The organism is Nocardioides astragali, assembly GCF_024436375.1.
GTDB classification, from domain to species: domain Bacteria; phylum Actinomycetota; class Actinomycetes; order Propionibacteriales; family Nocardioidaceae; genus Nocardioides; species Nocardioides astragali.
Genome location: NZ_JAFMZM010000004.1, coordinates 712,872 through 738,260, shown reverse-complemented (window position 1 = coordinate 738,260; position 25,389 = coordinate 712,872). Strand labels below are relative to the sequence as shown.

29 protein-coding genes, 1 tRNA gene and 1 riboswitch are annotated in these 25,389 nt (G+C 70.8%); of the genes, 10 read left to right on the top strand and 20 right to left on the bottom strand.

Annotated elements, in window-relative coordinates; translation table 11 throughout:
• Nucleotides 1-9: 9 nt before the first annotated feature.
• The 4 genes from J3P44_RS16900 to J3P44_RS16885 all read right to left on the bottom strand — a co-directional run bounded on the left by J3P44_RS16900 (nucleotide 10) and on the right by J3P44_RS16885 (nucleotide 3,354).
• Nucleotides 10-708, bottom strand: coding sequence for a response regulator transcription factor (locus tag J3P44_RS16900; protein WP_255891596.1), 699 nt, complete (start codon nucleotides 706-708; stop codon nucleotides 10-12).
• 99 nt (nucleotides 709-807) lie between these two features.
• The gene (locus tag J3P44_RS25595) at nucleotides 808-1,881 is read right to left on the bottom strand and encodes a sensor histidine kinase (RefSeq protein WP_255891595.1); all 1,074 of its coding nucleotides are present in this window, start codon (nucleotides 1,879-1,881) and stop codon (nucleotides 808-810) included.
• 21 nt (nucleotides 1,882-1,902) lie between these two features.
• A complete protein-coding gene (locus tag J3P44_RS16890) occupies nucleotides 1,903-2,169 on the bottom strand; it encodes a DUF4031 domain-containing protein (RefSeq protein WP_255891594.1) in 267 nt (88 codons plus the stop codon).
• Between the two features lie 33 nt (nucleotides 2,170-2,202).
• The gene (locus J3P44_RS16885; RefSeq protein ID WP_255891593.1) at nucleotides 2,203-3,354 is read right to left on the bottom strand and encodes an epoxide hydrolase family protein; all 1,152 of its coding nucleotides are present in this window, start codon (nucleotides 3,352-3,354) and stop codon (nucleotides 2,203-2,205) included.
• Nucleotides 3,355-3,436: 82 nt separating this feature from the next.
• Between J3P44_RS16885 and J3P44_RS16880 the strand changes: the two genes are divergently transcribed.
• The gene (locus J3P44_RS16880) at nucleotides 3,437-4,417 is read left to right on the top strand and encodes a helix-turn-helix transcriptional regulator (protein WP_255891592.1); all 981 of its coding nucleotides are present in this window, start codon (nucleotides 3,437-3,439) and stop codon (nucleotides 4,415-4,417) included.
• 13 nt (nucleotides 4,418-4,430) lie between these two features.
• Here J3P44_RS16880 and J3P44_RS16875 read toward each other — a convergent pair whose 3' ends face one another.
• From J3P44_RS16875 to J3P44_RS16855, 5 genes are all read right to left on the bottom strand, one after another.
• Nucleotides 4,431-5,231 carry a TrmH family RNA methyltransferase gene (locus J3P44_RS16875; RefSeq protein ID WP_255891591.1) on the bottom strand — a complete coding sequence of 267 codons (801 nt, stop codon included), beginning with the start codon at nucleotides 5,229-5,231 and terminating at the stop codon, nucleotides 4,431-4,433.
• Nucleotides 5,232-5,289: 58 nt separating this feature from the next.
• Nucleotides 5,290-5,676 (bottom strand): 50S ribosomal protein L20, encoded by a 387-nt coding sequence (rplT, locus tag J3P44_RS16870; RefSeq protein ID WP_255891590.1) that lies wholly within the window; start codon nucleotides 5,674-5,676, stop codon nucleotides 5,290-5,292.
• Nucleotides 5,677-5,742: 66 nt separating this feature from the next.
• A complete protein-coding gene (locus J3P44_RS16865) occupies nucleotides 5,743-5,955 on the bottom strand; it encodes a large ribosomal subunit protein bL35 (protein WP_209955707.1) in 213 nt (70 codons plus the stop codon).
• A gap of 148 nt (nucleotides 5,956-6,103) precedes the next feature.
• Nucleotides 6,104-6,895, bottom strand: coding sequence for a translation initiation factor IF-3 (infC, locus tag J3P44_RS16860; RefSeq protein ID WP_255891589.1), 792 nt, complete (start codon nucleotides 6,893-6,895; stop codon nucleotides 6,104-6,106).
• A 224-nt stretch (nucleotides 6,896-7,119) separates the two neighbouring features.
• Nucleotides 7,120-7,656 (bottom strand): SseB family protein, encoded by a 537-nt coding sequence (locus J3P44_RS16855; protein WP_255891588.1) that lies wholly within the window; start codon nucleotides 7,654-7,656, stop codon nucleotides 7,120-7,122.
• Nucleotides 7,657-7,702: 46 nt separating this feature from the next.
• Between J3P44_RS16855 and J3P44_RS16850 the strand changes: the two genes are divergently transcribed.
• From J3P44_RS16850 to J3P44_RS16840, 3 genes are read left to right on the top strand one after another with little or no spacing between them, the layout of a single operon-like run.
• On the top strand, nucleotides 7,703-8,161 hold the full coding sequence (locus tag J3P44_RS16850) for a hypothetical protein (RefSeq protein WP_255891587.1): 459 nt from the start codon (nucleotides 7,703-7,705) through the stop codon (nucleotides 8,159-8,161).
• Entirely contained in the window at nucleotides 8,158-9,375 is a 1,218-nt protein-coding gene (locus tag J3P44_RS16845) for an amino acid deaminase/aldolase (RefSeq protein WP_255891586.1), read from the top strand. Before J3P44_RS16850 ends, J3P44_RS16845 begins: the two co-directional genes overlap by 4 nt.
• Complete coding sequence (locus J3P44_RS16840) at nucleotides 9,365-9,952, top strand: nucleoside/nucleotide kinase family protein (protein WP_255891585.1); 588 nt, start codon at nucleotides 9,365-9,367, stop codon at nucleotides 9,950-9,952. Before J3P44_RS16845 ends, J3P44_RS16840 begins: the two co-directional genes overlap by 11 nt.
• Here the strand turns inward: J3P44_RS16840 and J3P44_RS16835 are convergent.
• Entirely contained in the window at nucleotides 9,925-10,884 is a 960-nt protein-coding gene (locus tag J3P44_RS16835) for a GNAT family N-acetyltransferase (protein WP_255891584.1), read from the bottom strand. The genes J3P44_RS16840 and J3P44_RS16835 overlap by 28 nt on opposite strands.
• Before the next feature lie 33 nt (nucleotides 10,885-10,917).
• Here J3P44_RS16835 and J3P44_RS16830 point away from each other — a divergent pair, with 33 nt between their 5' ends.
• A complete protein-coding gene (locus J3P44_RS16830) occupies nucleotides 10,918-11,823 on the top strand; it encodes an aldose 1-epimerase family protein (RefSeq protein ID WP_255891583.1) in 906 nt (301 codons plus the stop codon).
• A 9-nt stretch (nucleotides 11,824-11,832) separates the two neighbouring features.
• Here J3P44_RS16830 and J3P44_RS16825 read toward each other — a convergent pair whose 3' ends face one another.
• The 3 genes from J3P44_RS16825 to J3P44_RS16815 are packed head-to-tail and all read right to left on the bottom strand — an operon-like array spanning nucleotide 11,833 to nucleotide 13,415.
• Complete coding sequence (locus J3P44_RS16825; RefSeq protein WP_255891582.1) at nucleotides 11,833-12,303, bottom strand: PH domain-containing protein; 471 nt, start codon at nucleotides 12,301-12,303, stop codon at nucleotides 11,833-11,835.
• The gene (hisG, locus tag J3P44_RS16820; protein ID WP_305122476.1) at nucleotides 12,287-13,132 is read right to left on the bottom strand and encodes an ATP phosphoribosyltransferase; all 846 of its coding nucleotides are present in this window, start codon (nucleotides 13,130-13,132) and stop codon (nucleotides 12,287-12,289) included. The genes J3P44_RS16825 and hisG overlap by 17 nt, the downstream gene beginning before the upstream one ends.
• A 19-nt stretch (nucleotides 13,133-13,151) precedes the next feature.
• A complete protein-coding gene (locus J3P44_RS16815) occupies nucleotides 13,152-13,415 on the bottom strand; it encodes a phosphoribosyl-ATP diphosphatase (protein WP_255891581.1) in 264 nt (87 codons plus the stop codon).
• Between the two features lie 85 nt (nucleotides 13,416-13,500).
• Here J3P44_RS16815 and J3P44_RS16810 point away from each other — a divergent pair, with 85 nt between their 5' ends.
• Nucleotides 13,501-14,085, top strand: coding sequence for a GNAT family N-acetyltransferase (locus tag J3P44_RS16810; RefSeq protein WP_255891580.1), 585 nt, complete (start codon nucleotides 13,501-13,503; stop codon nucleotides 14,083-14,085).
• On the opposite strand, the gene ribH is transcribed toward J3P44_RS16810, so the two are convergent.
• The 6 genes from ribH to J3P44_RS16780 form a co-directional block, all read right to left on the bottom strand.
• Nucleotides 14,082-14,555 carry a 6,7-dimethyl-8-ribityllumazine synthase gene (gene ribH, locus J3P44_RS16805; protein ID WP_255891579.1) on the bottom strand — a complete coding sequence of 158 codons (474 nt, stop codon included), beginning with the start codon at nucleotides 14,553-14,555 and terminating at the stop codon, nucleotides 14,082-14,084. The two genes, J3P44_RS16810 and ribH, sit on opposite strands and share 4 nt — an antisense overlap.
• Nucleotides 14,552-15,802 (bottom strand): bifunctional 3,4-dihydroxy-2-butanone-4-phosphate synthase/GTP cyclohydrolase II, encoded by a 1,251-nt coding sequence (locus J3P44_RS16800; protein WP_255891578.1) that lies wholly within the window; start codon nucleotides 15,800-15,802, stop codon nucleotides 14,552-14,554. The genes ribH and J3P44_RS16800 overlap by 4 nt, the downstream gene beginning before the upstream one ends.
• Nucleotides 15,799-16,500, bottom strand: coding sequence for a nicotinamide riboside transporter PnuC (gene pnuC, locus J3P44_RS16795; protein WP_308212278.1), 702 nt, complete (start codon nucleotides 16,498-16,500; stop codon nucleotides 15,799-15,801). Before pnuC ends, J3P44_RS16800 begins: the two co-directional genes overlap by 4 nt.
• Nucleotides 16,497-17,117 (bottom strand): riboflavin synthase, encoded by a 621-nt coding sequence (locus tag J3P44_RS16790; protein WP_255891576.1) that lies wholly within the window; start codon nucleotides 17,115-17,117, stop codon nucleotides 16,497-16,499. The genes pnuC and J3P44_RS16790 overlap by 4 nt, the downstream gene beginning before the upstream one ends.
• The gene (gene ribD / locus J3P44_RS16785; protein WP_255891575.1) at nucleotides 17,117-18,163 is read right to left on the bottom strand and encodes a bifunctional diaminohydroxyphosphoribosylaminopyrimidine deaminase/5-amino-6-(5-phosphoribosylamino)uracil reductase RibD; all 1,047 of its coding nucleotides are present in this window, start codon (nucleotides 18,161-18,163) and stop codon (nucleotides 17,117-17,119) included. Before ribD ends, J3P44_RS16790 begins: the two co-directional genes overlap by 1 nt.
• Nucleotides 18,164-18,246: 83 nt before the next feature.
• A riboswitch (FMN riboswitch) is annotated at nucleotides 18,247-18,376 on the bottom strand.
• Between the two features lie 85 nt (nucleotides 18,377-18,461).
• Nucleotides 18,462-19,793 (bottom strand): M20/M25/M40 family metallo-hydrolase, encoded by a 1,332-nt coding sequence (locus tag J3P44_RS16780; RefSeq protein ID WP_255891574.1) that lies wholly within the window; start codon nucleotides 19,791-19,793, stop codon nucleotides 18,462-18,464.
• An 81-nt stretch (nucleotides 19,794-19,874) separates the two neighbouring features.
• Here J3P44_RS16780 and J3P44_RS16775 point away from each other — a divergent pair.
• Nucleotides 19,875-19,960, top strand: a tRNA-Leu gene (locus tag J3P44_RS16775).
• Nucleotides 19,961-20,063: 103 nt separating this feature from the next.
• On the opposite strand, the gene J3P44_RS16770 is transcribed toward J3P44_RS16775, so the two are convergent.
• Entirely contained in the window at nucleotides 20,064-21,674 is a 1,611-nt protein-coding gene (locus J3P44_RS16770; protein ID WP_255891573.1) for an amino acid permease, read from the bottom strand.
• A gap of 135 nt (nucleotides 21,675-21,809) precedes the next feature.
• Between J3P44_RS16770 and J3P44_RS16765 the strand changes: the two genes are divergently transcribed.
• The 3 genes from J3P44_RS16765 to J3P44_RS16755 all read left to right on the top strand — a co-directional run bounded on the left by J3P44_RS16765 (nucleotide 21,810) and on the right by J3P44_RS16755 (nucleotide 25,377).
• Nucleotides 21,810-22,544 carry a FadR/GntR family transcriptional regulator gene (locus tag J3P44_RS16765; protein WP_255891572.1) on the top strand — a complete coding sequence of 245 codons (735 nt, stop codon included), beginning with the start codon at nucleotides 21,810-21,812 and terminating at the stop codon, nucleotides 22,542-22,544.
• 41 nt (nucleotides 22,545-22,585) lie between these two features.
• Nucleotides 22,586-23,953, top strand: a complete 1,368-nt coding sequence (locus J3P44_RS16760) for a glutamine synthetase family protein (RefSeq protein ID WP_308212277.1) — start codon at nucleotides 22,586-22,588, stop codon at nucleotides 23,951-23,953.
• A gap of 71 nt (nucleotides 23,954-24,024) precedes the next feature.
• Nucleotides 24,025-25,377, top strand: coding sequence for an aldehyde dehydrogenase family protein (locus tag J3P44_RS16755; RefSeq protein ID WP_255891571.1), 1,353 nt, complete (start codon nucleotides 24,025-24,027; stop codon nucleotides 25,375-25,377).
• Nucleotides 25,378-25,389: the final 12 nt, after the last annotated feature.

The window sequence follows — 25,389 nt, the reverse complement described above, 5'->3', positions numbered from 1 at the left end:
GGAGGAGGTTCACGGCAGGTCCTCCAGCGCGTACCCGACGCCGTGCACCGTCCTGATGCGGGCGGCGCCGACCTTGCTGCGCAACGCCTTCACGTGGCTGTCGACGGTGCGCGCGGCGCTGGCGCTCCCCCACGAGTCGCCCCAGTCCCACACCTCGCGCAGCAGCCGCTCCCGGGTCAGCACCTGGCCGGCCTCCCGGGCAAGGGACAGGAGCAGGTCGAACTCGGTCGGGGTCAGGTGCACCGCCTCGTCCGCCACGGTCGTACGCCGGGCGCCGGGGTCGATGCTCACCCCACCCACACGGATGACGGCCGGTCGCTCGTCGGCGAGCGCGGCGGCACGCTCGACGCGGCGCAGCAGGGCAGCGACACGCGCGACCACCTCACGCATCGAGAACGGCTTGGTGAGGTAGTCGTCGGCGCCCACGCCGAGCCCGACCAGCACGTCCGCCTCGTCATCGCGGGCCGTCAGCATGAGCACCGGCACCGGGCGGTCGGCCTGGATGCGCCGGCAGACCTCCAGCCCGTCGAACCCGGGCAGCATCACATCGAGCAGGACCACGTCGGGTCGGAGGGAACGGGCCAGCTCGACGGCGCTGGGACCGTCGAAGGCCTGCTCGACCGTATAGCCCTCGGCGCGCAGCCGCTGGGCGAGCGCGTCGTTGATCGTGCGCTCGTCCTCGACCACCAGGGCCGTCCGCGATGTCATGGCACGACCCTAGGAGTGCGGAGGCGCAGGAGGTGGGCGTGACTCGTGAAGGTTCTGTGCAGGTCGGGGTGCAGGTCGGCGTGCAGGTCGTCCTGCGCGCTACTCCGGACGCAGGTCGCCGCTGGGCCAGTCGACCATCACCCGGGCGCCACCGCCCGGTGCGTCCTCGATGGTGACGGTTCCACCGTGGGCGCGGGAGAGGCCGCCGACGATGTACATGCCCAGCCCGCTGCCGCCGGACTCGCCGGTGGTCCAGAACTTGGTGAACACCCGTCGGCGGAGCTCGACGGGGATGCCGTCGCCCTCGTCGTCGACCGTGATGCGGACGCCTGGCAGGCTCGGCAGCGACGCCAGGCGGACGGTCACCTGCCCCTGTCCGTGGCGGATCGCGTTCTCCACGAGGTTGGTCACGACCTGCGTGAACTTGTCGGGGTCGGCGAAGATCTCGGGCAGGTCGTCCTCGACCTCGAAGGAGACGCTGCGCGCCGTGCCCGCCTCGATGGAGGCCACGACCCGCCCGACCAGCAGCTCGGCGGACGACTCGCGTGGGTAGAGCTGCAGCCGCCCGGTGTCGATCCGGGCCACGTCGAGGAGCTCGGCGATGAGGCGCGCCAGGCGGTCGGCGTCGGCGTTGACAGTGGTGAGCATGAGCTTGCGCTGGTCGTCGCTGAGCTTGTCCCAGCGGTTGAGCAGCGCCTGCACGAATCCCTTGACGCCGGTGAGCGGGGACCGGAGCTCGTGCGCGACGGTGGCGACGAGGTCGGAACGCTCGCGGTCGAGCAGCGCCCTCCCCCGGCCACTGCGCAGGCCGACGGCGATGCCGACGACCTGCCCGAGGGGCTCGTCGCGGACCAGGCGGGCAGTGGTGAGGACCTCCTCACCAGAGGCGTTGAGCCACGACTGCTCGGGCACCGCGCGGACGATGGAGATGCTCTCGAACGGACGGTTGACCTCGAGCCAGGTCCGGCCGTCCTGGTCGAGGAGCTTGAGCACCTCGGCCAGCGGGAGACCACGAGCCTGCTCGGAGTCGACGCCCAGGAGGGCGGCACCCTGTGTGTTGAGGATGGTGACGACACCGTCGCGGGTCGCCCCGAGGACCCCGTCGGGGTAGAAGTCGGCGAGCGAGCGCACTCGGCTGCGAGTGCTGCCGACCTTCCCGCTCTCCCCGGACACGTCGGCCACCCTAGGGCAGACCTAGCTCCGGAGCATGGGCTTGGGGCGGCGCAGCCCCGCCGCGCGGAGAGCGGCGACCAGCTCGCGGGACGACACGGGGACCGCACCCGCCGCCACCAGCGCGTCGTACGCCTCCTCGGGCACGTCGTAGTGGTCGCGGTCCCAGCCGCGCGCCGGGACGCCGTGCGCGGCCGCGAACTCGTGCGCCTCGGCGTACGACGTGTCGCTGGCCAGGTGGGACCAGAGCCGGTCCCACCTGGCCACGGCAGGTGGATCGATGAGGATCATTGACGAGCGAGGCTAGCCGGTCGCCGGCTCAGCTCATGAGTAGAACCCGCGGATCGCCGCGGCGAGCTCGGCGGGCACCTCCATCGACGCGTAGTGCCCACCGGCGGGGTGCTCGGTCCAGGACACGATGTCGGTGTTGTCGCGCTCGGCGAAGGGACGCATCGACCGGAAGTCGTCGGCGAACACCGCGACGCCGATCCGTCCCTCGTTGACGCGGGCCTCGAGATCCCGGTCGGCGTGGTAGACCCGGGCCGCCCCGGCGCTGCTGTTGGTGAACCAGTAGAGGCTGACGTGGGTGAGGACCTGGTCGCGGGTCAGCGTCGCCGTCCCGTTGCCGAAGTTCTCGAAGAGCTCGTCGTAGGCGAGCTGGCCCACGGGTGAGTCGCTGAGGGCAGCGGCGATGGTCTGCGGCCGGGAGGCGTTCATCGCGGCGAAGCCGTTGACGGTCTGGAACCAGCCCGCGAACTCGAGCGCGGCGTAGTCGGACGGCGTCATCTTCTCGAACTCGGCCGGGTCGCCGGACGGGAAGGAGAACAGCTGCAGGACGTGCGCGCCGAGGAAGCCCTCTGGCGCCAGCATGGCGAGCTCGCGGGAGACGAGGGCACCGTGGTCGGAGCCGTGCGCGCCGTAGGAGGTGTAGCCGAGCCCGCGCATGAGCCGGTCCCAGGTCCGCGCGATCCGGGGCGCGTCCCACGCACCGTCGGTGAGTGGCTGGCTGAAGCCGACCCCCGGGATGGTGGGGATCACGAGGTGGAAGTCCGAGGTGAGCTCGGGAACCAGGTCGAGGAAGTCGACGAACGACCCCGGGTAGCTGTGCAACAGCAGCAACGGGGTCGCGTCCTCGTTGGCGGATCGCACGTGCACGAGGTGGATGGTCTGCCCGTCGATCTCGGTCAGGAACTGGGGGAGCTCGTTCATCCGCGCCTCCTGCGCGCGCCAGTCAAAGGCGTCGCGCCAGTGCGCGACCATCTCGCGCAGGTAGGAGACTGGAGCGCCGGCGCTCCAGTCGTGGGCGCCGTCCTGGGCGTGCGTCGACGTGGCGGGCTCCGCGGCGAAACGGGTCCGGGCGAGGCGATCGGCGAGGTCATCGATCTCGGTCTGCGCGACCGCTACCGTGAAGGGCCGGAGCGTGAGGTCGGCGTGGGTCGGGTTCTGGGACTGGTTGGCGGTGCTGTTCGAGGTCATGTGAGTACGGTAGGAACCGTACCGGCACACTTCGTTCCTGTATGCCGCTGCGATCCTGACCTTCTTCTGTGGGAGTTGTCCGATGGCCCTCCAGACCTCGTCACGGTTGATCGCGCTGCTCGGGCAGCTGCAAGCCCGGGCAGTCGTCTCCGCGCCTGACCTCGCCGCGCGCCTGGGCGTCGGCGTGCGGACGATCCGCAACGACATCGGCCGGCTGCGCGAGCTCGGCTATCCCATCGACGCGGTGCGCGGACCGACTGGCGGCTACCGCTTCGGCGAGCACGGTCGCCTGCCACCCCTGCTGCTCGAGGCCGACGAAGCCGTCGCCGTCGCCGTGGGACTGGCCGGCGCTGCCGCCGTGCGGGGGATGGAGGAGCCGAGCGCGCTGGCGCTGGCCAAGCTCGAGCACGTGCTGCCCGAACGGCTGTGGCGGCGGGTGCGCGCGCTGCACGAGAGCACCGACGTCGGACCGGCCGACACGGCGACCAACGCCGAGGCCCCGGTGGTCGACGTCGGGCTCCTCGCCGACCTGGCCGCGGCCGTGCGGGACCGGGAGGGACTGAGGCTGATCCACCGACCCGGCGGCAGTGAGACCGCCGAGGAGCGGATCGAGGTCGACCCCTACCGGCTCGTGAGCTGGCAGCAGCGGTGGTACCTCGTGGCCCGCCGGAGGCCCGAGGCGAGGTGGCAGGCCCTGCGCGTCGACTGGCTCACCCTGCGCACACCGGGCGCCGGGCGATTCGCGCCGGATCCCCTGGAGGGTGGCGACTACGCGGCGTTCGTCCTGCGTGACGTGGCGTTCTCCGGCTGGAACGTGCACTGCCGGGTCGGCGTCGACGCACCGGCTCAGGAGGTGCTGCGGCGGATCAACCCGACGGTCGGCGTCGTGGAGACCGTCGACGAGGACCACTGCGTCCTGGTCACCGGCGCGGAGACCATCGAGATGGTCGCGGTGTGGATCGGGTTGCTGGGCCTCGACTTCCACGTCGACGAGCCACCGGAGCTCGTCGCACACGTGCGGACCCTGGCACAGAGGTACGCCGCGGCCGTGCCGCCGGCCTAGGGGCGGGACCGGCTCAGGCGCGGGCGGCCCGGGCGCCGGCGTAGAGGCACACTGCCGCGGCGGTGGAGAGATTGAGGCTCTCGGCGCGACCCGGGATCGGGATCCGGACACGGTGGTCGGCCAGCGCGGCGACCTCGGCCGGCAGGCCCCAGGCCTCGTTGCCGAACAGCCACGCGACCTGGTCGGCCAGGATCTCGTCGATCTCGAAGAGGTCGAGCTCACCGGCACCGTCGGCCGCCAGGACGCCCATGCCGGCCGCGCGGATCGCCGCGACGGCCGCCGCGGTGTCGGGCACGACCGCGAGCGGCAGGTGGAACAGTGAGCCCACCGACGCGCGGACGGTCTTGGGGTTGTAGAGGTCGACGCTGTGACCGGTGAGGACCACCCCACCCGCTCCGACCGCGTCGGCCGTGCGGATGATCGTGCCGGCGTTCCCGGGGTCGCGGACGTCGGCGCAGATCACCAGCGGCGGCGAGCTCGTGACGAGCAGGTCACGCAGGGGTACGTCGATGAATCGGCACACCGCGACCAGTCCGGCCGGCGAGACCGAGTCCGACAACCCGGCCATCGCGCGGTCATCGACCAGGGTGACGTCCGCGCCCGCGAGCAGGTCGACGTGGCGCTCGGCCGCCTGCGGGGTCACGAAGACCTCCACCACGCAGCTCTCCCCCGAGTGGGACACGGCCGAGAGGGCTCCCTCGACGGCCTTCGGGCCGTCGGCAAGGAAGAGCCGCCGCTCGGTGCGTACCGAGCGGCGGCTCAACTTGCGAGCGTCCTTGACGCGGCTGTTGCCGACCGTCAGTGGAGTGCTCATACGTGCGTTCCGTGGTCTCGTGACGGTCGCTGGGCGACCTCCTCGACCAGCGGACGGATCAGGCGGAGACCTTGGGCGCGTTGACGTCCTCGGGCAGCGCGGCCTTGGCGGCCTCGACGAGCGCGGCGAAGGCCGGCGCGTCCTTGACGGCGAGCTCGGCGAGGATCTTGCGGTCCACCTCGATGCCGGCCAGGCCGAGGCCCTGGATGAAGCGGTTGTAGGTCATCCCGTTGGCGCGGGCAGCGGCGTTGATGCGCTGGATCCACAGCTTGCGGAAGTTGCCCTTGTTCTTGCGGCGGTCGTTGTAGCTGTAGACCAGGGAGTGGGTGACCTGCTCCTTGGCCTTGCGGTAGAGCCGCGAGCGCTGGCCGCGGTAACCGCTGGCGCGCTCGAGGGTGGTACGACGCTTCTTCTGGGCGTTCACTGCGCGCTTGACGCGTGCCATGGTGCTACTCCTTGGTGCAAAGGGACGGCGGCTGGGCCACCGGATGGAATGTGTGCTGGTGGAGGCTCAGATGCCGAGCATCTTCTTGACGCGCTTGACGTCGGCCTTCTCCAGCTCGACCATGCCCGCGTTGCGGCGGTGCTTCTTGCGGCTGCCCGTGGTCGGGGCGGACGCGAACGCAGCGCCGGACTTGCGGCCGGCCTGCAGGCGACGGATCTTGCCCGAGCCAGTGACCTTGAAGCGCTTGCTGGTGCCCGAGTGGGTCTTGTTCTTCGGCATGACTGCCTCAACTTCCTTGTGCGTGGATCGGGTGTGCTTGGGGGGTTGGCCGGTCTGGCTGAGCTCGTTGTCACGGCTTCGCCGCGGTCAGCCTTCGGCCGTTGTAGCGACTCCGTCGCTACCTGCTCGATCGAGCCCTTCGCTTCGCTCAGGCCTCGATCTCAGGATCAAGGTTCTCGGAGCGACGGCGCTCCTTCTTCTGTGCCACCGGACCGGCCGCGTGCGCTGCCTCGCGCTCCGCGTCTTCCTCGGCCTGGCGGTCCGCGCGTGCCTGCGCCTTGGTGGCGCGAGCCGCGTCGGCGTCGAGCTTGGCGTCGGCCTTCTTCTTGTGCGGGCCCAGCACCATGATCATGTTGCGGCCGTCCTGCTTGGGCGAGGACTCCACGAAACCGAGCTCCTGGACGTCCTCGGCGAGGCGCTGGAGCAGGCGGAAGCCCAGCTCGGGACGGTGCTGCTCGCGACCACGGAACATGATCGTGATCTTGACCTTGTCGCCGGCACCCAGGAACCGCACGACGTGACCCTTCTTGGTCTCGTAGTCGTGCGCGTCGATCTTGGGACGAAGCTTCATCTCCTTGATGATCACGTTCGTCTGGTTGCGACGGGTCTCGCGAGCCTTCTGGGCGTTCTCGTACTTGAACTTGCCGTAATCCATGAGCTTGCAGACCGGGGGGCGTCCCTGGGGAGCGATCTCGACGAGGTCGAGGTCCGCCTCCTGGGCCAGCTTGAGTGCCTGGTCGGTCGGCACGATGCCAACGGTTTCACCGTTGGGTCCGACGAGCCGGACCTCGGGTACGCGGATCCGCTCGTTGATGCGCAGCTCGGTGCTGATGGGTCCTCCAGTTGATCGGTGGATGGGAGCCCCCGGTCGTCCGGCCTCGAGCTTCTCGGCCGAAATGAACAATGGCTCCCGCTGTGGTGCCAAGCGGGAGCCAGTCATGACACGTCTCCCCTCTCGGGGATCCGGGTGGGCACAGCTGCGGCGACATCGCTGCCTCAACATCTGTGTCACTGGGACCGGGACCCGACGATCTGTGGTGCAGGGCGATCGATGCGGGTGGGAGACGGGTGGTGCTTGCCTCCGCTTGGCTGGATCGGTGTCACCAGCGAATTCCGGGGAACCCACGTGGTGTCACTGATCGGTCAACACAGAAGGTTAGCCGATCATTCCGTCGACGGCCCAATCCAGCCGTACTTGTCCCCCGTGCCTTCTCCCAGGGCCACCAGGCGCCACCCGGCGGCCAGCCGGGTGAGGTCCTCGCCGGCGACGACGTACGACGCGGGGCCGGCGAGATCGACCAGCAGCGCCTCGGCCCCGTCCTGGACCGCCGCGGTGGCCGCGGTGGCGGCCGTGACCGGCACCGGCCGCGCCCCGGGATCCCACAGGGCCATGGTGTCGACGGAGGTGAAGGCCAGCAGCCCCGTGCTGCCGTCGGCGGCCCGGACCAGGACCGCAGCCATGTCGGACGACTTGTCGCGGGCCAGGCCGCGCTCGTCGTGCTCGACCTCGCCGAGGACGGCGACGACGGGCACCAGCAGCCGGGCGTCCTGGAGCACTGCCAGCACCGCCCCCGACGAGACGGCACCGGAGCGGTGGTCGGCCAGCACGTGGCGGACCTGCGGGTCGACCGCACCACTGTCGTCGGCGAAGCCCGGGTCGGGGATCGTCCTCGTGAGGGGGCTGGTGTCGTCGGGCTCCACATGTTCATTGTCCCGCAGGCGTGGACCGCTGTGGGACTCTGGGGCCGTGGAAGGAACAACGTGGGCAGCACTCACCGCAGCACTGACCGTGGCGGGAGCCATCTGGACGTGGATCGCGTTCCGCAGGCGGGGGGCCGCCAACGGCCTGCGTGCACTCGGGTTCACGCTGCTGCCCGCGGCGGCATGGCTGACCGGGACGCTCGAGATGGTCGTCGAGATCGCCGGGTCCGTCACCGACTGGGCGACCGGTCTGGTCTTCAACATCTTCACCTGGGCCGGCATCGGGCTGTCCGGCCTGGCCGTGGTCCTCTTCGTCGTCAGCGGCATCATCCGTGACCGACAGCTCGCCCGGGGCCAGGACGCCGGGTCCCCCGGCGCAGCGCAGGCACCGAAGTCCCGGGAGTCCCTGCCCCCGACCCCTTCTTCACGCAGCGCAGGCACCTCGCCGATCGACGACGAGCTGGCCGACATCGAGGCGCTGTTGAAGAAGCGGGGCATCGAGTGAGCGACCACTTCGTCGACCGCAATCGCCTGTGGTCGCGGTTCAACGCCGCCGTCGCGTCCCTGCCCGAGCCTCCGTCGACCCCGATCGCGGTCGTCGACCTCGACGCCTTCGACGCCAACGCCGCCGACCTCGTGCGCCGCGCCGCGGGCAAGCCGATCCGGGTCGCCTCGAAGTCGCTGCGCGTCCCTGCCCTCATCGAGCGGGCTCTGGCGCACGACGGCTTCGCGGGCGTCCTTGCCTACACCCTCGCCGAGGCGCTGTGGCTGCACGAGACGGGCGTGAGCGACGACATCGTCGTCGCCTATCCCACCGTGGACACCAGCGCGCTGCGACAGCTCACGGCCTCCCCCTCGGCGGCGGCCGCGATCACGCTGATGGTGGACGACCCGGCCCATCTCGCGGTGGTGGACTCGACGCGGTCCTCCCGAGCGGTGCCCATCCGCGTCGCGCTCGACCTGGACGCCGGCCTGCGCCTGGGTGGCCAGCACATCGGCCCCAAGCGCTCGCCGCTGTTCGACACCGCCGACGTGGTCGCCACGGCCCACCGCATCCTCGAGCGCGACGGCTTCCGGCTCGTCGGCGTGATGACCTACGAGGGGCAGGTAGCCGGGGTCCAGGACGACGTGCCCGACCAGCGCACCAAGTCCCTGCTCGTACGACGGCTCAAGCAGGCGTCCATGGCCCAGCTCGAGGTGCGCCGCCGCGAGATCTCCGAGGCGCTCGCCGCGCTGGTCGACCTGGAGTTCTGGAACGGCGGTGGGTCCGGCTCGGTCGAGGCCACCGCGGCCGATGCCGCGGTGACCGAGATCGCCGCGGGCTCGGGGCTGCTCGTCCCCGGGATCTTCGACCACTACGCCTCGTTCGAGCCGCGCCCCGCGGCGTTCTTCGGCCTGCGCGTCTCGCGCAAGCCCAGCCCCACCATGGCGACCGTCCACGGCGGCGGGCTCATCGCCAGCGGCCCCACCGGTGCGGACCGGTCACCGATCCCGTGGGCACCCCCCGGCCTGCACCTCACCGGGCTCGAGGGCGCCGGCGAGGTCCAGACGCCGCTGACGGGTCACCCCGCCGCTCTGCTCGCCATCGGTGACCTCGTGTGGTTCCGCCATGCCAAGTCCGGCGAGCTGTTCGAGCACGTGCGCGACGTGCACCTGGTGCGCGGGGAATCGGTCACCGAGGTGGTGCCGTCCTACCGCGGCTGCGACCGTGCCTTCTGACCCACGCGTGGTGGCCCGCGAGGTCGCCGACCGCGTCATGACGGGCGCGCCGACGCTCGGTCCGGGGCGGCTCGTGTGCATCGACGGTCCCGCGGGCTCCGGCAAGACCACGCTGTCCGCGGCGCTCGCGGACGTCGTACCCGATGCCCAGGTGGTGCACTGCGACGAGCTCCTCCAGGGATGGCGGGGCTTGCCCGGCCTGGCCGGGACGATCGCGGCACTGCTTGCCCCGTTGGCGGCGGGCGAGGTCGGCCGGTGGCGGCGCTGGGACTGGGTCGCGGACGGCTGGGCGGAGACGCACGAGGTCCGCCCGGGCGGGCTGCTCGTGCTCGACGGCGTCGGCTCGTGGTCGCCGGCGATCGCCGACCTCGTGGGCGTCCTGGTGTGGGTCGAGGCGGACTCGACGGAGCGCCTGACCCGCGGGCTGGCGCGCGACGGGGAGGCGATGCGCTCCCACTGGGAGCAGTGGCGCCTCGACGAGGACGACCTCTTCGCGCGGCTCGACACGCGCGCGCACGCCGACCTGCTGGTCGACACGGCGGAGCCGGCTCAGGCCGGCGGCTCGTCGAGCTTGTAGAAGTCCTGGCGGTAGACCTGCTCGAAGCCGGCCCGCTCGTAGATGCCGAGCGCACCGGTCGGGTTGGCGGTGTCCACGTTGAGGGTCGCCCGGGCATAGCCGTGCTCGCGGCAGCGGAACAGCACGCCTGCCAGCAACGAAGTCGCCAGGCCGCGACCGCGGTGGGCCGGCAGCGTGCCCACGTAGGGCACGTAGGCCTCCCGGCCCGGACCGTCCGACAGGGGCACGGCGTACTCGTGCGTGAAGACGTACCCGGCCACGGCGCCATCCGCGCCGCGGGCCACGAGCGACAGCTCGTGACGGGCGTGCGCGGGACCGATCATGAACGCCTGCCAGAACTCGGGATCGGCGGGGCTGCCCTCCGGATAGTCCGCGAACGCGGCGTTGTGGGCGTCCCGCAGCTCGTCGGCGTCCGCCGGATCGAACGTCGACACCGTCAGGCCCACGGGCCACGCCGGCTCGCGCGGGTCGTCCGACAGCGTCGCGCGCATGAGGAAGCTGTGCCGGCCAGGTGCCATTCCCACTGACGTCAACAGGCCAGCCTGGTCCTCACGTCCCGCGAGCGCCTGGCTGGCGTAGCGGGCCGGCAGGTCCGGGGCGTCCCGGGCATGGATCGCCCGCGCCCGGTCCAAGGCGTGCGTGAGCATCAGCGTGCCGAGCCCCTCATCGAGGCGGCGCGGATCGACGTCCCCGAACAGCGTGAACCGCTGGCCGTCCTCGCTCGGCCGGGTCGGCAGGACGGTCAGGTAGGCGACGAGGTCCTCGCCGTCGAAGGCACCCGCGAAGACGCTGCTGGGCATGTCCGTCATCAGCTCCACGACCTCGTGGGCGGCGAGGCAGAAGCCCGTGGGGTGATCCGCCTCGATCCGCAGCATCAGCTGCGCCGTGACCTCCGCGTCGTCGGGTGCGAGGTCCCGCGTGGTGATGCCCATGCGCGCACGCTAGTGCTGTCTAGGGTGGTCGGCATGGTCTTTCCGAGCGGGGAGCAGTACCGGATCGCCGCGGCGGGCTATGCGGCGGTCGTGACCGAGAGCGGTGCGGCGCTGCGCGCGCTGGCCCACCACGGCCGGGAGCTCGTCGACGGCTTCACCGAGACCGAGATGTCGAGCGGCGGTCGTGGCCAGCTGCTCATGCCGTGGCCGAACCGGCTCCGCGACGGGCGCTACGCCTTCGGCGGGCGCGAGCTCCAGCTCGGCTTGACCGACCCGGCCCGCGGCAACGCCTCCCACGGGCTCGCCCGCTGGGCCGCCTGGACCGTCGAGGAGCACACGGACACGTCGGTGTCCCTCGTCTACCGGCTGATGGCACAGACCGGCTATCCCTGGACGCTCGACCTGCACGTCCTCTACGACCTCTCCGCCGACGGCCTCGTGGTCACCCAGACCGCGACGAACCTCGCGCCCGAGCCGGCTCCGTACGCCAGCGGTGCCCACCCCTACCTCTGCGTCGGCGACGCGATCGAGGACCTTCACCTCCACGTGCCGGGCCACACACGCGTCCTGGTCGACGACCGGCTGACTCCGATCGGCACCGAGCCGGTGTCCGGTACGTACAACTTCACCGCGCCGCGCCGGATCGGTGATGCGGTGCTCGACTGCTGCCTCGGCGACCTCGATCGCGAGGACGGGCGCACCACGGTGACGCTCGTCGATCCCCGCACCCAGCGCGGCGTGGCCCTCTGGGTCGACGAGCGGCACCGCTGGCTGCAGGTCTTCACGCCACCGTCCGAGGGTGCGCGCCCCGGCATCGCCGTGGAGCCGATGACCGCACCGGCGAACGCGTTCAGCTCCGGCACCGACCTGGTCACGCTGGCGGCTGCCGGGTCGGCCGGGGACGAGCTGTCGGTGTCGTGGGGCATCCACGCCCTGTAGCCGTGGGGGCTAGCGGTCGCGGGAGCTCTCGCGGTCGATCAACGCACGCACCTGGCGTACGCCGTCACGGGCACGCCGCCCGTCGGAGCCCTGGAACGCCATCGCGGAGATGGTGGTGCCGTCCGCGAGGTCGAGGGTCGCCCACGGAGCACCCGGGGGGAGGTGGATCGCGAGGACCTCCTCCCACGCGAGCTGGCGGGTCCGGAAACCGTTGACCACGACGAGCGCCTCCATCTCGGCGGTGACGCGGGCGCGGCCCAGCGCCCAGCCGCAGGTGGCGAGCCCGGCACCCATGAGCGCCACGGTCAACCGCTGCAGGAGCGTGAACCGGTCGCGGACGGACTCGTCGAAGCCGAACCACGCCGCGGCGCACACGACCAGGAGCATCAGTCCGAAGCCGACCACCGCCAGCCGTACGCCCAAGGGGCGCCAGGTGTGCGGCAGCGACGGCAGGGGCGGTCGTTCAGAGGCGGCAGGCATGGATGTCCGTGAGCAGGATGGCGCGCGCCCCGATCGAGTAGAGCGCGTCCATCAGCCGCTGCGAGCCGGCGCGGGGCACCATCACCCGCACGGCCACCCAGCCGGGCTTGCCCAGCGGGGAGATGGTCGGCCCCTCGCGACCGGGAGCGAGCTCGGTCGCCGCGTCGAGGCGTGCCTGCTCGATGTCGTAGTCCATCATCACGTAGCTACGGGCCACCAGCACGCCCTCGACCCGCCGGCGGAAGATCTCGAAGTCCTCGGGGACCACGTCGGCGCGGGTGATCAGGACGGCCTCGGAGTCGAGGATGACCTCGCCGAAGGTGTCCAGGCCGGCGGCGCGCAGCGTCGACCCGGTCTCCACGACGTCGGCGATGACGTCGGCAACGCCGAGCTGGATGCTGGTTTCGACCGCACCGTCGAGGCGGGTGACCGTGGCGTCGACGCCGTGACGGAACAGGTAGTCCTCGACCACACCGACGTACGACGTCGCGATCCGCAGGCCCTCGAGGTCCTCCAGAGAGGTGTAGCGGCCCGTGGGACCCGCGAAGTGGAAGCGCGAGCGGCCGAACCCCAGGCTCATGACCTCCTCGGCCTTGGCGCCTGAGTCGAGCAGGAGGTCGCGCCCGGTGATGCCGGCGTCGAGCGTGCCCTCGCCGACGTAGAGCGCGATGTCGCGAGGGCGGAGGTAGAAGAACTCGACGTCGTTCTCGACGTCGACGAGCACGAGCTCCTTGGAGTCGCTGCGCTGGCGGTAGCCGGACTCGCGCAGGATGTCGGTGGCGGACTGGGACAGCGCCCCCTTGTTGGGGACGGCGATGCGAAGGGTCATGCGGATCTCACCGGGGCTTTCACAAGTGTGCGTAGACGTCGTCGAGGGTCAGGCCGGAGGCGAGCATGAGCACCTGGGCGTGGTAGAGCAGCTGGCTGATCTCCAGCGCCGTGGCTTCCTTGCCCTCGTGCTCGGCGGCCATCCAGGACTCGGCGGCCTCCTCCAGGAGCTTCTTGCCGATGGCATGGACGCCGGCGTCGAGCTGCCGCACGGTGCCGGACCCCTCGGGTCGCTCCACGGCCTTGGTGGACAGCTCTGCCCACAGGTCCTCGAACGTCTTCACGAGGAGCAAGCCTAGGCGGTCCGGGGACCCTGCTCGGCCCCGGTCCGGGGAGCGGCCCGCGGCCGGCATCGGCAACACTGACCGCATGGACGACATCACCGGAGTTCCCGACTGGGAGCGCCTCGTGTGGCCGCGGAGCACCGAGCGCCTCACCCTGCGACCGGCGACGGCCGAGGACGCCGACGCGATGTTCGCCTACCGCTCGCTGGAGCCGGTCGCGCGTTGGATGACCCAGCTGCCGACCGACGGGGCCGAGTGGCGCGCCGACTTCGCCAAGCGCAGTCCCTACACGCTCACGATCCTGCTGGACGGCGAGGCGGTCGGCGACCTGTTCCTCAAGACCGAGGACGCGTGGGCGCAGGCTGAGGTGCGCGAGCGCGCGAAGGACGTGTCCGCCGAGATCGGCTGGTGCCTGGCACCCGCACATGAAGGGCGCGGCTATGCGACCGAGGCGGTCCGTGAGCTGCTGGGGATTGCCTTCGACGGGCTTGGCCTGCGTCGGGTCACCGCCATCTGCTTCGCCGACAACGAGCCGTCCTGGCGACTGATGGAGCGGGTCGGCATGCGCCGCGAGGCGCACCACGTGCGCGACAACCTCCACCGCGACGGCGAGTGGTACGACGGGTTCACCTACGCCATGCTCGCTGACGAGTGGTCCGGCCAGGGCTAGGCGATCGCCCGGACGATCCGCGCGGTGTCGAGGGCGGCGGCGGTCGCCTCCCAGCCCTTGTCCTCGCTGGACCCCTCGAGGCCGGCCCGGGCGATGGCCTGCTCCTCGGTGTCGCACGTCAGCACCCCGAACCCGACCGGCATCGCGTGGTCGACGCTGACCTGGGTGAGCCCGTCCGTGGCAGCCGAGCAGACGTAGTCGAAGTGGGGGGTGCCGCCGCGGATCACCACGCCGAGCGCCACCACGGCGTCGTACCCCGCCTTCGCCAGGGCAGCCGCGACGACCGGCAGCTCGAACGTGCCGGGCACCCGGACGATCTCAGGCTGGCTGATGCCGTACGCCGCCAGCGCGCGCTCGGCGCCGGCGACCAGGCCGTCCATCACCTGGGTGTGCCAGGTGGCCGCGACCACGGCGACCCGCAGGCCGCTCGCGTCGAAGGGCTGCGAGGTGGGGGCTCCGTGGCCGCTCATGCGTCTTCTCCTTCATGCTCGAGCTGGTGGTCGAGGGCCAGGTCGGGCAGCTCGTGGCCCATCCGGTCGCGCTTGGTCAGCAGGTAGGCCAGGTTGTGGTCGTTGGGGTGCGGGGTGAGCGGCACCCGCTCGGTGACCCGGATCCCGAAGTCCTCCAGGCTGGCGGTCTTGGCGGGGTTGTTGGTCAACAGCCGGACCGACGTGATGCCGAGGTCACGCAGCACCTGCGTGGCCGTTCCGTAGTGCCGCGCGTCGGCGGGCAGGCCGAGGTCGAGGTTGGCGTCCACGGTGTCGCGTCCGCCGTCCTGCAGCTGGTAGGCCTGCAGCTTGGCGACCAGTCCGATCCCGCGCCCCTCGTGGCCGCGGAGGTAGACCACCACTCCCCTGCCCTCGGCCACGATCGTGCGCAGCGCCTCGTCGAGCTGGGGGCCGCAGTCACAGCGCTCGCTGCCGAACACGTCACCGGTCAGGCACTCGCTGTGCACCCGGGTCAGGACCGGCTCGTCGCCGGAGATGTCGCCGTAGGCCAGCGCCACGTGCTCGCTGTCGTCGATCGTGATGCGATAGCCGTACGCCGTGAACTCGCCGTGGCGCGTCGGGAGGCGCGTCTCGGCCACCCGGACGACGTGGCGCTCGTGGCGGCGGCGGTAGCGGACGAGGTCCTCGATCGATATCATGGCCAGGTCGTGCTCGTCGGCGAACTCGCGCAGCTCCGGTGCGCGCTTCATGGTGCCGTCGTCGTTGACGACCTCGACCAGCACGCCCGCCGGGGTCAGGCCGGCCAGCATCGCCAGGTCCACGGCCGCCTCGGTGTGGCCGCGCCGGACCAGCACGCCGCCCTCCCGGTAGCGCAGCGGGAAGACGTGCCCGGGGCGGGTCAGCTCCCACGGCTCGGTCGCCGAGTCGGCCAGTGTCCGGGCGGTGTGGGCCCGGTCGGCGGCGCTGATGCCGGTGCTGACCCCGTCACGCGCGTCGACCGAGACCGTGTAGGCGGTGCGCAGCTTGTCCTTGTTGTGCGGGGTCATCAGCGGGATCTCGAGCCGGTCGAGCATGGCGGCCGGCATCGGCACGCAGATCACGCCGCTGGAGTGGCGGATCGTGAAGGCCATCAGCTCAGGGGTGGCCTTGGCGGCGGCGAAGATGATGTCGCCCTCGTTCTCGCGGTCCTCGTCGTCGACGACCACGACCGCCTTGCCGGCTGCGATGTCCGCGATGGCCCGCTCGACGGAGTCCAGACGCACGCTCATACCGGCGCCACCTCCTGGTCGCCGTCGGCCCCTGCGGTCTCGACGACCGTCCGGGCATCGCGAAGCCAGACGATGAAGCCGATCACGACGAAGACGGCGTAGAAGAGATACATCCCGGCGGTCGGGTAGAACCCGGCCTGGATCAGCGTGGTGACGCCGACGACGTCGACGAGGATCCAGACCAGCCAGAACTCCACCCACCCGCGCGCCATGCCGTAGGTCGCGAGCATCGAGCCCGCGAGGATCCACGCCTCGGTCGTCGGGCCCCAGGAGCCGAGCACCTGCGTGAGCAGGACGTACGCCGCCGCGTAGCCGGCGACGCCCAGCAGGAGCAGCTGCAGCCGCTCCGCGTTGGTCGCCCAGCGTGGCGCGATGGCACCGCCGTCGGACGCGCCGCCGGCCTTGCTGTGCTGCGACCAGCGCCACCAGCCGTAGACCGACACCAGGGCGAAGAAGACCTGGCGGCCGGCCTGGCCCCACAGCGGGTCGTCGATGTGGCCGGAGAGCTCACCGGTCGCGAAGACCGTGAAGAGCAGGACGTTGCCGACGAGCCCGACGGGCCACGCCCAGACGAAGCGCTTCATGCCGAGGATCGCGCTGGCGAGGCCGAAGAGGTTGCCGATCACCTCGCGGGCGCCGAGCGCGCCGCCGGGCACCGGGATGGTGCCGTCGACCAGCCATTCGAGCAGTGACATCATTCTTCCTCGTCGTTCGCAATGGTGGGGGTGTAGGCGCCGAGCAGCTTCTCGACGTGCTTGGCGATGACGTCGGCCTCGAGGTTGACGAGGTCGCCGGGTCGGCGGCTGCCGAGCGTCGTCCGGGCGAGGGTCTCGGGGATGAGGCTGACGGTGAAGCTGGACTCGCGTGCCTCGACGACGGTGAGGCTGACGCCGTCGACGGTGACGGAGCCCTTGTCCACCAGGTAGCGGGAGAGGTGGGCGGGCAGGGAGATCTCCACGAGGTCCCAGTGCTCGCTCGGCGAGCGGGAGATGACCTCTCCGACGCCGTCGACGTGGCCCTGGACGATGTGGCCGCCGAGGCGCTTGTCGACGGTGACCGCGCGCTCGAGGTTGACCCGGTCACCCGGGACGACGCCGGCGAGCGAGGTCTTGTCGAGCGTCTCCTGCATGAGGTCGGCGGTCCACCGGCCCTCGCCGAGCTCGGCGACGGTGAGGCAGCAGCCGTTGACCGAGATCGAGTCGCCCAGCCCGGTGCCCTCGAGCACCGTGGCGGCCTCGACGGTGAGCCGGACGGCGTCGCCCTGGTCGGTGATCTCGGCGATCGTGCCGAGCTCCTCGACGATTCCGGTGAACATCAGTTCCTCCTCTGGTCCGGCCTCATCGTGAGGCGCACGTTGGTGTCCTCGCCGTCATGGCCCTGCAGCACGGTCACGTCGGTGACGTGCAGGTGCAGGGCGTCGGCGATGGTCTGGATGCCGAGGTTCGCGACGGCGCTGGTCCCGGAGCCGAGCAGCATCGGCGCGACGTAGGCGACGACCTCGTCGACCAGGCCGGCTGCCAGGAAGGCCTTGGCGAGCGTCGGGCCCCCTTCGAGGAACACGTGCTGGCGGTCGAGCGCGTGCAGCCGGGCCAGCGCTTCCTCGGGGTCGCGGGTGCGCAGGTGCACAGTGTCGGCTCGGTCGTTGAGGACCCGGCGGTCCGCGGCGAGGTCGCGCAGCCCCATCACGGCGCGCAGCGGCTGGACCGCCAGCGGCTGGTCGACCTCGTCACGGACGGTGAGCTCGGGGTCGTCGACCTCGACCGTGTGGGTGCCGACCAGCATGGTGTCGCACAGGGACCGCAGTCGATGGGTGTCCAGCCGAGCCGCGCGGCTCGAGACCCAGCGGCTGGTGCCGTCCGCCGCGGCGCTGCGACCGTCGAGGGTCGTGGCGAACTTCCAGGTGACGAAGGGACGGCGGCGGGCGATGGCGAAGGTCCAGGCGCGGTTGATCGCCTGCGCCGCGTCGATCATCTCGCCGCCGACGACCTCCACACCGGCCTCGCGCAGCCGTCCCGCCCCGCCGACAGCGAGCGGGTTGGCGTCGGGCTGGGCGTAGACGACGCGTCGTACGCCTGCCGCGATCAGCGCCTCGCTGCAGGGTCCGGTGCGGCCCGTGTGGTTGCAGGGCTCGAGGGTGACCACGGCCGTGGCACCGCGGGCGGCCTCGCCCGCCTCGGCCAGTGCGGCGGCCTCGGCGTGCGCGGTGCCGGCTCCCCGGTGGAAGCCCTCGGCGATCGTCGTACCGTCCGGGGCTAGGAGCACGCAGCCGACCCGCGGGTTGGGCCCGAGAGGCACACCCGGGGTAGCGGCGAGCGCCAGGGCGCGACGCATCGCACCACGCTCTGCCTCGCTGATCGTCATCTCCGCCTCCGGTCCGTCGACGCGGACTCAGGGGGGCGGTGGACGGGAGCACGCCTCCTCAGGTCGGAGGGGCGTGGAGACGTCCGCGTGCACTTCTCATCCGGACTTTGACCGTCGGTCCAGGAATTTCACCTGGTCAACCGGCCACTGGCTGTGGTCGGGTCGCGGACTGTGACCGCCGGTGCGGAGTTTCACCGCCCCCAGAGCACGCAAGCTCTTCGTGGGCGCAACTCTGCCACAGCCGCGCGCATTCCCTCACCGGTGACCACGGGTGACGTGCGCGACACCGGCGCGGGCGTCAGACCTGGTCGAGGAACCGGTCGAAGACCCGGGCGCCGAACTCCAGTGCGTCCACCGGCACCCGCTCGTCGACGCCGTGGAAGAGGGCGGTGAAGTCGAGGTCGCCCGGCAGCCGCAGCGGCGCGAAGCCGTAGGACCGCATGCCGAGCGTGCGGAAGTGCTTGGCGTCGGTGCCGCCGCTCATGAGGTAGGGCGCGACGAGGGCGTCGGGGTCCTCGGCGAGCAGGCTGCGGGACATCGCCGCCACCAGGTCGCCGTCGTACGGCGTCTCCCACGGGTCCTGCTTGGACTCGAACTCGAACTCGATCCCGTCGCCGGCGAGCTCGTGCAGGGTGGCGAAGAACTCGTCCTCGTAGCCGGGCAGGAAACGGCCGTCGACCGTGGCCTGGGCGTCGGTGGGGATGACGTTGGTCTTGTAGCCGGCCTTGAGCATCGTCGGGTTGGCGGTGTTGCGGATGACCGCGCCGAGCATGCGGGCGGCGTCCCCGAACTCCTCGACGAGAGCCTCGGCGTTGTCGGGCGTGGCCTCGGTGCCGGCGAGCTCGCCGATGGTGGCCAGCAGCACCTCCATGGTGGGCGTCAGCCGGACGGGCCACTGGTGGGCGCCGATCCGGGCGACCGCGCCCGCGAGCCGGGTGACGGCGTTGTCGTCGTTGATCATCGAGCCGTGACCGGCCCGCCCGCGGGCGGTGAGCCTCATCCAGGCCATGCCCTTCTCGGCGGCCTCGATGAGGTAGACCCGGCGACCGCGGACCGTGGTGGAGAAGCCCCCCACCTCGCCGACGGCCTCGGTGCAGTCCGCGAAGAGGTCGGCGTGGTCCTTCACCAGGAGCCCCGCGCCGGAGTGGCCGCCCGCCTCCTCGTCGGCGGTGAAGCAGAGCACCACCTCGCGCTGCGGTGCGGCGTCCGCCGCCGCGCGGGCGCGTACGACGCTGAGGAGCATCGCGTCGAAGTCCTTCATGTCGACGGCGCCGCGACCCCAGACCTGGCCGTCGCGGATCTCCCCGCCGAACGGGTCGACCTGCCAGTCGGGCGCCTCGGCGGGTACGACGTCGAGGTGGCCGTGGAGCAGGAGCGGAGCCCGGCCGTCACCGCCGCCCCAGCGCGCCACGACGTTGGTGCGACCGGGCCGCCCCTCGATGATCCGGCTCTCGATCCCGGCCTCGTCGAGCAACGTCGCGACGTGCTCCGCCGCCTTGCGCTCCCCCGGCCCGTCGTCCGTCCCGTAGTTGGACGTGTCGATGCGGATGAGGTCCTGGCAGAGCTCCACGACCTCCGCGGCCGGGTCGTACGAGCGGTGCTGCGAACCGTCGGTCGGCGCCTGTTCCATGCCGTCCATCCTGCCCCACAAGTCATCGCCTTCCCCGATTGAATGTGGAGCCGATCGCTTTGCTACTGTTCTCCAGCACTCGTCCGGGTGGCGGAATTGGCAGACGCGCTAGCTTGAGGTGCTAGTGCCCGTATTAGGGCGTGGGGGTTCAAGTCCCCCCTCGGACACTGAGAAGGCTCCGGCTCCACGGAGCCTTTTCTTCATTTCGGCTCCGACAGACGAAGAACCCCAGGTCGTCGACCTGAGGTTCTCCGCACGGGGCTCTTCCGGTCAGGCGTCGAACGCCTTGACGACCGCCTCGTCGATGGTGTGCTTGGGCCCGGTGAACCAGTTCTTGGCCGACGCGTTCCACCAGATCGTCAGGAGCAGCAGCGACGCCAGGGTGACAAGCGGGGCGTAGTTGACGAACTTCCACTGGAAGTCGGAGTCGCTGAACGGGTTGCCTCCCGGGACGAACGGCAAGGACAGGAAGAAGATGACGGTCACGATCTCGGCCACGGCGAGCGGGTTCATCCACTTGTACTTCGCGCCGTTGTTCCACGCGCCGAGCTCGAAGCGGTCGCCGTGCTTCCACCTGAGCCAGATCGGGATCGCGAAGGCAAGGTAGAGACCCATGACCGCGATGGACGTCACGGCGTAGAAGGCGACGGGGACGATCAGCGGCGCGTCGGGCGTGCCGATGTTGACCTCGACCAGCGCGGGCAGCGTCACGGCCGCTGCGCAGGCCGCCACGAACATGACGGCGTTGGCAGGCACGCGCGTCGCGGTGAGCTTCTTCAGCGTGTTGGACCCCGGGATGCCACCGTCGCGGGCGAACGCGAAGGTCATACGCGACGCGGACGTCATGCACGACGTGGCGCAGAAGAACTGCGCCGAGGCAGAGATGAAGAGGACCAGCCCGCCCCAGTTCGCGCCCATCGACTGCACGAAGATGTACGCCACGCCGCCGGCCCCGACGCCCGCGTTGTCCGGGTTGCCACTGGCGTCGTCCGGGATGGCGAAGACGACCGCCAACAGCAGGAGGTAGCCACCGAGGACCGAGTAGAGGATCGACTGCCAGATGCCCTTGGCCGCCGCGGTCGACGCCGACGCCGTCTCCTCCGACAGGTGCGCACAGGCGTCGAACCCGGTGATCGTGTACTGCGTCAGCAGGAAGCCGAACGGGACGATCGCGAACCAGAACCCGAAGTTGGTCGTGTCCCCGTCGAAGTAGCCCGAGTTGTTGAACCGCTCCGTGAAGACATAGTTGAACGACTGGTGCTGGTCGGGGACGAACAGCAGGATCAGGACGATCGCTGCCGCTCCCACCACGTGCCACCACACGGACACGTTGTTCATGATCGCCATCAGGTGGCTGCTGAAGATGTTCAGCACCGAGATCAGCACCAGGACGACCACGAAGATCAGGAAGACCCGGGTCAGCGAGTAGTTGGCGGCGAAGCTCTCGGACCACGTGCTGATCGTGAGGTCGATGAACGTCGCACATCCGTACCCGACGCCCGCTGTCACGGCCACGAGCCCGATGAGGTTCAGCCAGCCGGTGAAGAATCCCGCCGCCGGTCCGCCGAGCTTCGAGGCCCACCAGTAGATGCCACCCGAGGTCGGATAGGCCGACACGAGCTCGGACATCGTGAAGCCGATGATGAGGATGAGCACGCCGAGGATCGGCCACGACCAGGAGATCGAGATCGGGCCGCCGTTGTTGAAGCCGGCGCCGAAGTTCGTGAAGCACCCGGCCAGGATCGAGATGATCGAGAACGAGATGGCGAAGTTCGAGAACCCCGACCACGAGCGATTCAGCTCCTGGCTGTAGCCGAGCTTGGCCAGGTGCTTCTCGTCGTCGGTCAGTTCGCGTGGTTCGGCGGACTCTGGTGCAGACATATGGGCACACCTCTCGCGGCGTCAGTGGGTGATCGGCACGGTAGACCCGGTCGGATCGGCCGTAAAGGGTCCTGACGAAAATTGGTCTGAACTCCGACCATTGACGTCTTGGCCGATCGTGCACAGACTGGCCCCATGACCGCGCAGCCGCACGAGCACCTCACCGCTGCGGTGCTCCGGCCGGTGCGCGGCCACCACGCATTCGAAGGCTGCGTCGAGCAGCTCGCGACCGCCATCCGCCTCGGGGTCTACCCGGTCGGCAGTCTCCTGCCGCCCGAACGGGAGCTCGCCGCACGCCTCGCGGTCAGCCGCGCGACCCTGCGCGAGGCCATCGCCGCCCTGCGGCAGGCCGGCCTGGTCGAGACCAGGCGCGGCCGCGGCGGCGGATCGACGGTGACGTCACAGGCCCGCGGTCGCTTCCGTGGCGGACTCTCGCGGGTCTCCGCCGAGACGAAGTCGGAGTGGCTCGACGCGCTGGAGTTCCGCCGGGTCGTCGAGCCGGGCGCCGCCCACCTCGCCGCCAGGCACGACCTCTCAGCGCCCGACCGCGACCGGCTGGTTGCGACGGAGGCCGCCGTGCAGGACGCGGCGGGCAAGCGCGCCCACCGGCAGGCCGACTCGCGGCTCCACCTCACCATCGCCTCGCTGAGCGGCTCAGCCCGGCTCCAGGAGGCGGTCACCTCTGTGCAGTCGACCCTGGACTCGATGCTCGCGGCGATCCCGTCGCTCGAGCCCAACATCGGTCACTCCCACCGGCAGCACCGACTGATCTGCACGGCCATCCTCAACGGGCGCCCCGACCGGGCCCGGACGGTGATGGAGGACCACTGCGACGACACCGCGGCACTGCTGCGCGGCCTGCTCGTCTGACTGCCCCGTCTGACCGACACCTGCCCGGAACTGGAGACCATGTGAGCACACGCAACGACCGCCACCTGACCATGGACGACCTGCGGGGACGTATCGAGGCGGGCGACGTCGACACGGTCGTCCTCGCGTTCACCGACATGCAGGGGCGCCTGCAGGGCAAGCGGCTGCACGGGCGCTACTTCCTCGACCACGTCGTCGGTCACGGCACCGAGGGCTGCAACTACCTCCTCGCCGTCGATGTGGACATGAACACCGTCGACGGCTACGCGATGACGTCGTGGGAGCAGGGCTACGGCGACATGGAGTTCGTCATGGACGAGCAGACCATCCGCCTCCTGCCGTGGCTGCCGGCGACGGCGATGGTCCAGTGCGACCTCGAGTGGGCCGACCACCGCCCGGTGGCGGCCAGCCCGCGATCGATCCTCAAGGCGCAGCTGGACCGGCTCGCCGACCGCGGACTGGTCGCGCAGGCCGGCACCGAGCTGGAGCTGGTGGTCTACGAGGACACCTACGAGGAGGCATGGCGCAAGGGCTACCGCGACCTCGTGCCGGCCAACCAGTACAACGTCGACTACTCCATCCTCGGCACCACCCGCGTCGAGCCGCTCCTCCGCGACATCCGCAACCACATGTACGCCGCCGGGCTGGACGTCGAGGGCGCGAAGGGCGAGTGCAACTTCGGTCAGCACGAGGTCGGCTTCCTCTTCAACGATGCGCTGACCACCGCCGACAACCACGTCGTCTACAAGAACGCGGCGAAGGAGATCGCGGCCCAGCACGGCAAGTCCATCACCTTCATGGCCAAGCCCAACGAGCGCGAGGGCAGCTCGTGCCACATCCACCTCTCACTGCGAGGCGCCGACGGCGAGCTCGTGTTCTGGGACGCGGACAAGGACGCGCGTACGCCGCTCTACGACCGGTTCATCGCGGGCGTGCTGGCCACGGCGGCCGACTTCACGTTGTTCTTCGCGCCCAACATCAACTCCTACAAGCGCTTCGCCGAGGGCTCGTTCGCCCCCACCACCCTCGGCTGGGGCCTGGACAACCGCACGTGCGCGGTGCGACTCGTCGGTCGCGGCGCGGGTGCGCGAATGGAGAACCGCATCCCCGGCGCCGACGCCAACCCCTACCTCGCCCTGGCGGCGATGATCGCCGGCGGCCTGCACGGCATCGACGGCGAGATCGAGCTCGAGCCCGAGCTCACCGGCAACGCGTACGCCTCCGACAAGCCCCGGGTGCCGAGCACGATGCTTGCCGCCAGGGAGCGGTTCCACTCCTCCACCGTGGTCCGGAAGGCGCTGGGCGACGAGGTCGTGGACCACTACGCCAACATGGCCGACATCGAGCTGGCGGCCTACAACGCTGCCGTCACCGACTGGGAGCTCGTGCGCGGCTTCGAGAGGCTGTGAAGACCCCCCACGGAGTTCTGCTCCTCCCCCGCTCCGCTCCCCCGTCACACAACTCCGCGAGGACCCCGACCATGAGCACCCTGATCAACCCGACCACCGGGCTGGAGCTGGACGCGTCCCCCGACTCGGCCTCCCTCGAGGACGCTGACGCCGTCATCGCGAGGGCTCACGACACCTTCCCGGCCTGGCGCGACGTCGCGCCGGGCGAGCGGGCCCGGCTGCTGCGCGCGTTCGCCGCCGTCGTCGACGAGCACCTCGAGGAGCTGGCCCAGCTGGAGGTCCTCAACGCCGGACACACCATCGGCAACGCACGTTGGGAGGCCGGCAACGTCCGCGACTGCCTCAACTACTACTCGGCGGCGCCGGAGCGGCTCTTCGGACGGCAGATCCCGGTCGCGGGCGGCACCGACGTGACCTTCCACGAGCCGCTGGGCGTCGTGGGGATCATCGTCCCCTGGAACTTCCCGATGCCGATCGCGGCCTGGGGCTTCGCTCCCGCGCTCGCGGCCGGCAACACCGTCGTGCTGAAGCCGGCCGAGCTGACTCCGCTGACCGCGATCCGGATCGCTGAGCTCGCCCTGGAGGCCGGCCTGCCCGAGGGTGTCCTCAACGTGATCCCCGGCAAGGGCTCGGTCGTCGGCGAGCGTTTCGTCACGCACCCGCTCGTGCGCAAGGTCTGCTTCACCGGCTCCACCACCGTCGGCAAGCAGATCATGGCGGGCTGCGCGGACCAGGTGAAGCGGGTGACCCTCGAGCTGGGTGGCAAAAGTGCCAACATCGTCTTCGCCGACACCGACGTGGCAGCGGCGGCCGCGAGTGCGCCGTACGCGGTCTTCGACAACGCCGGCCAGGACTGCTGCGCACGCTCACGGATCCTCGTGCAGCGCTCGGCGTACGACGAGTTCGTCGGCCGCCTCGAGACCGCGGTCAAGACGCTGCGGGTGCTCGATCCCGCCGACGAGCGGAGCGAGATGGGCCCCCTGGTCTCCGCCGGCCAGCGCGACTCCGTGCAGGCCTACCTCGACGGCGCCACCGTCGCCTTCACCGGCAGCGCCCCAGACGGCCCGGGCTGGTGGCTGCCCCCGACCGTGGTGGAGTCGACCGACACGAGTGAGCCGGTGTGGCGCGAGGAGGTCTTCGGCCCCGTCGTGGCGGTGATGGCCTTCGACGACGAGGACGAGGCCGTGGCCCTCGCCAACGACACGGAGTACGGCCTGTCCGGCTCGATCTTCACTGCCGACGTCGGTCGGGCGCTGCGGGTGGCCCGACGTGTCGAGGCCGGCAACCTGTCGGTCAACAGCCACTCCTCGGTGAGGTACTGGACGCCCTTCGGCGGCTACAAGCAGTCCGGCCTCGGCCGCGAGCTCGGTCCCGACGCACCCCACGCGTTCACCGAGGAGAAGAACGTGTTCATCGCCCACTGATCCCCCGGGATC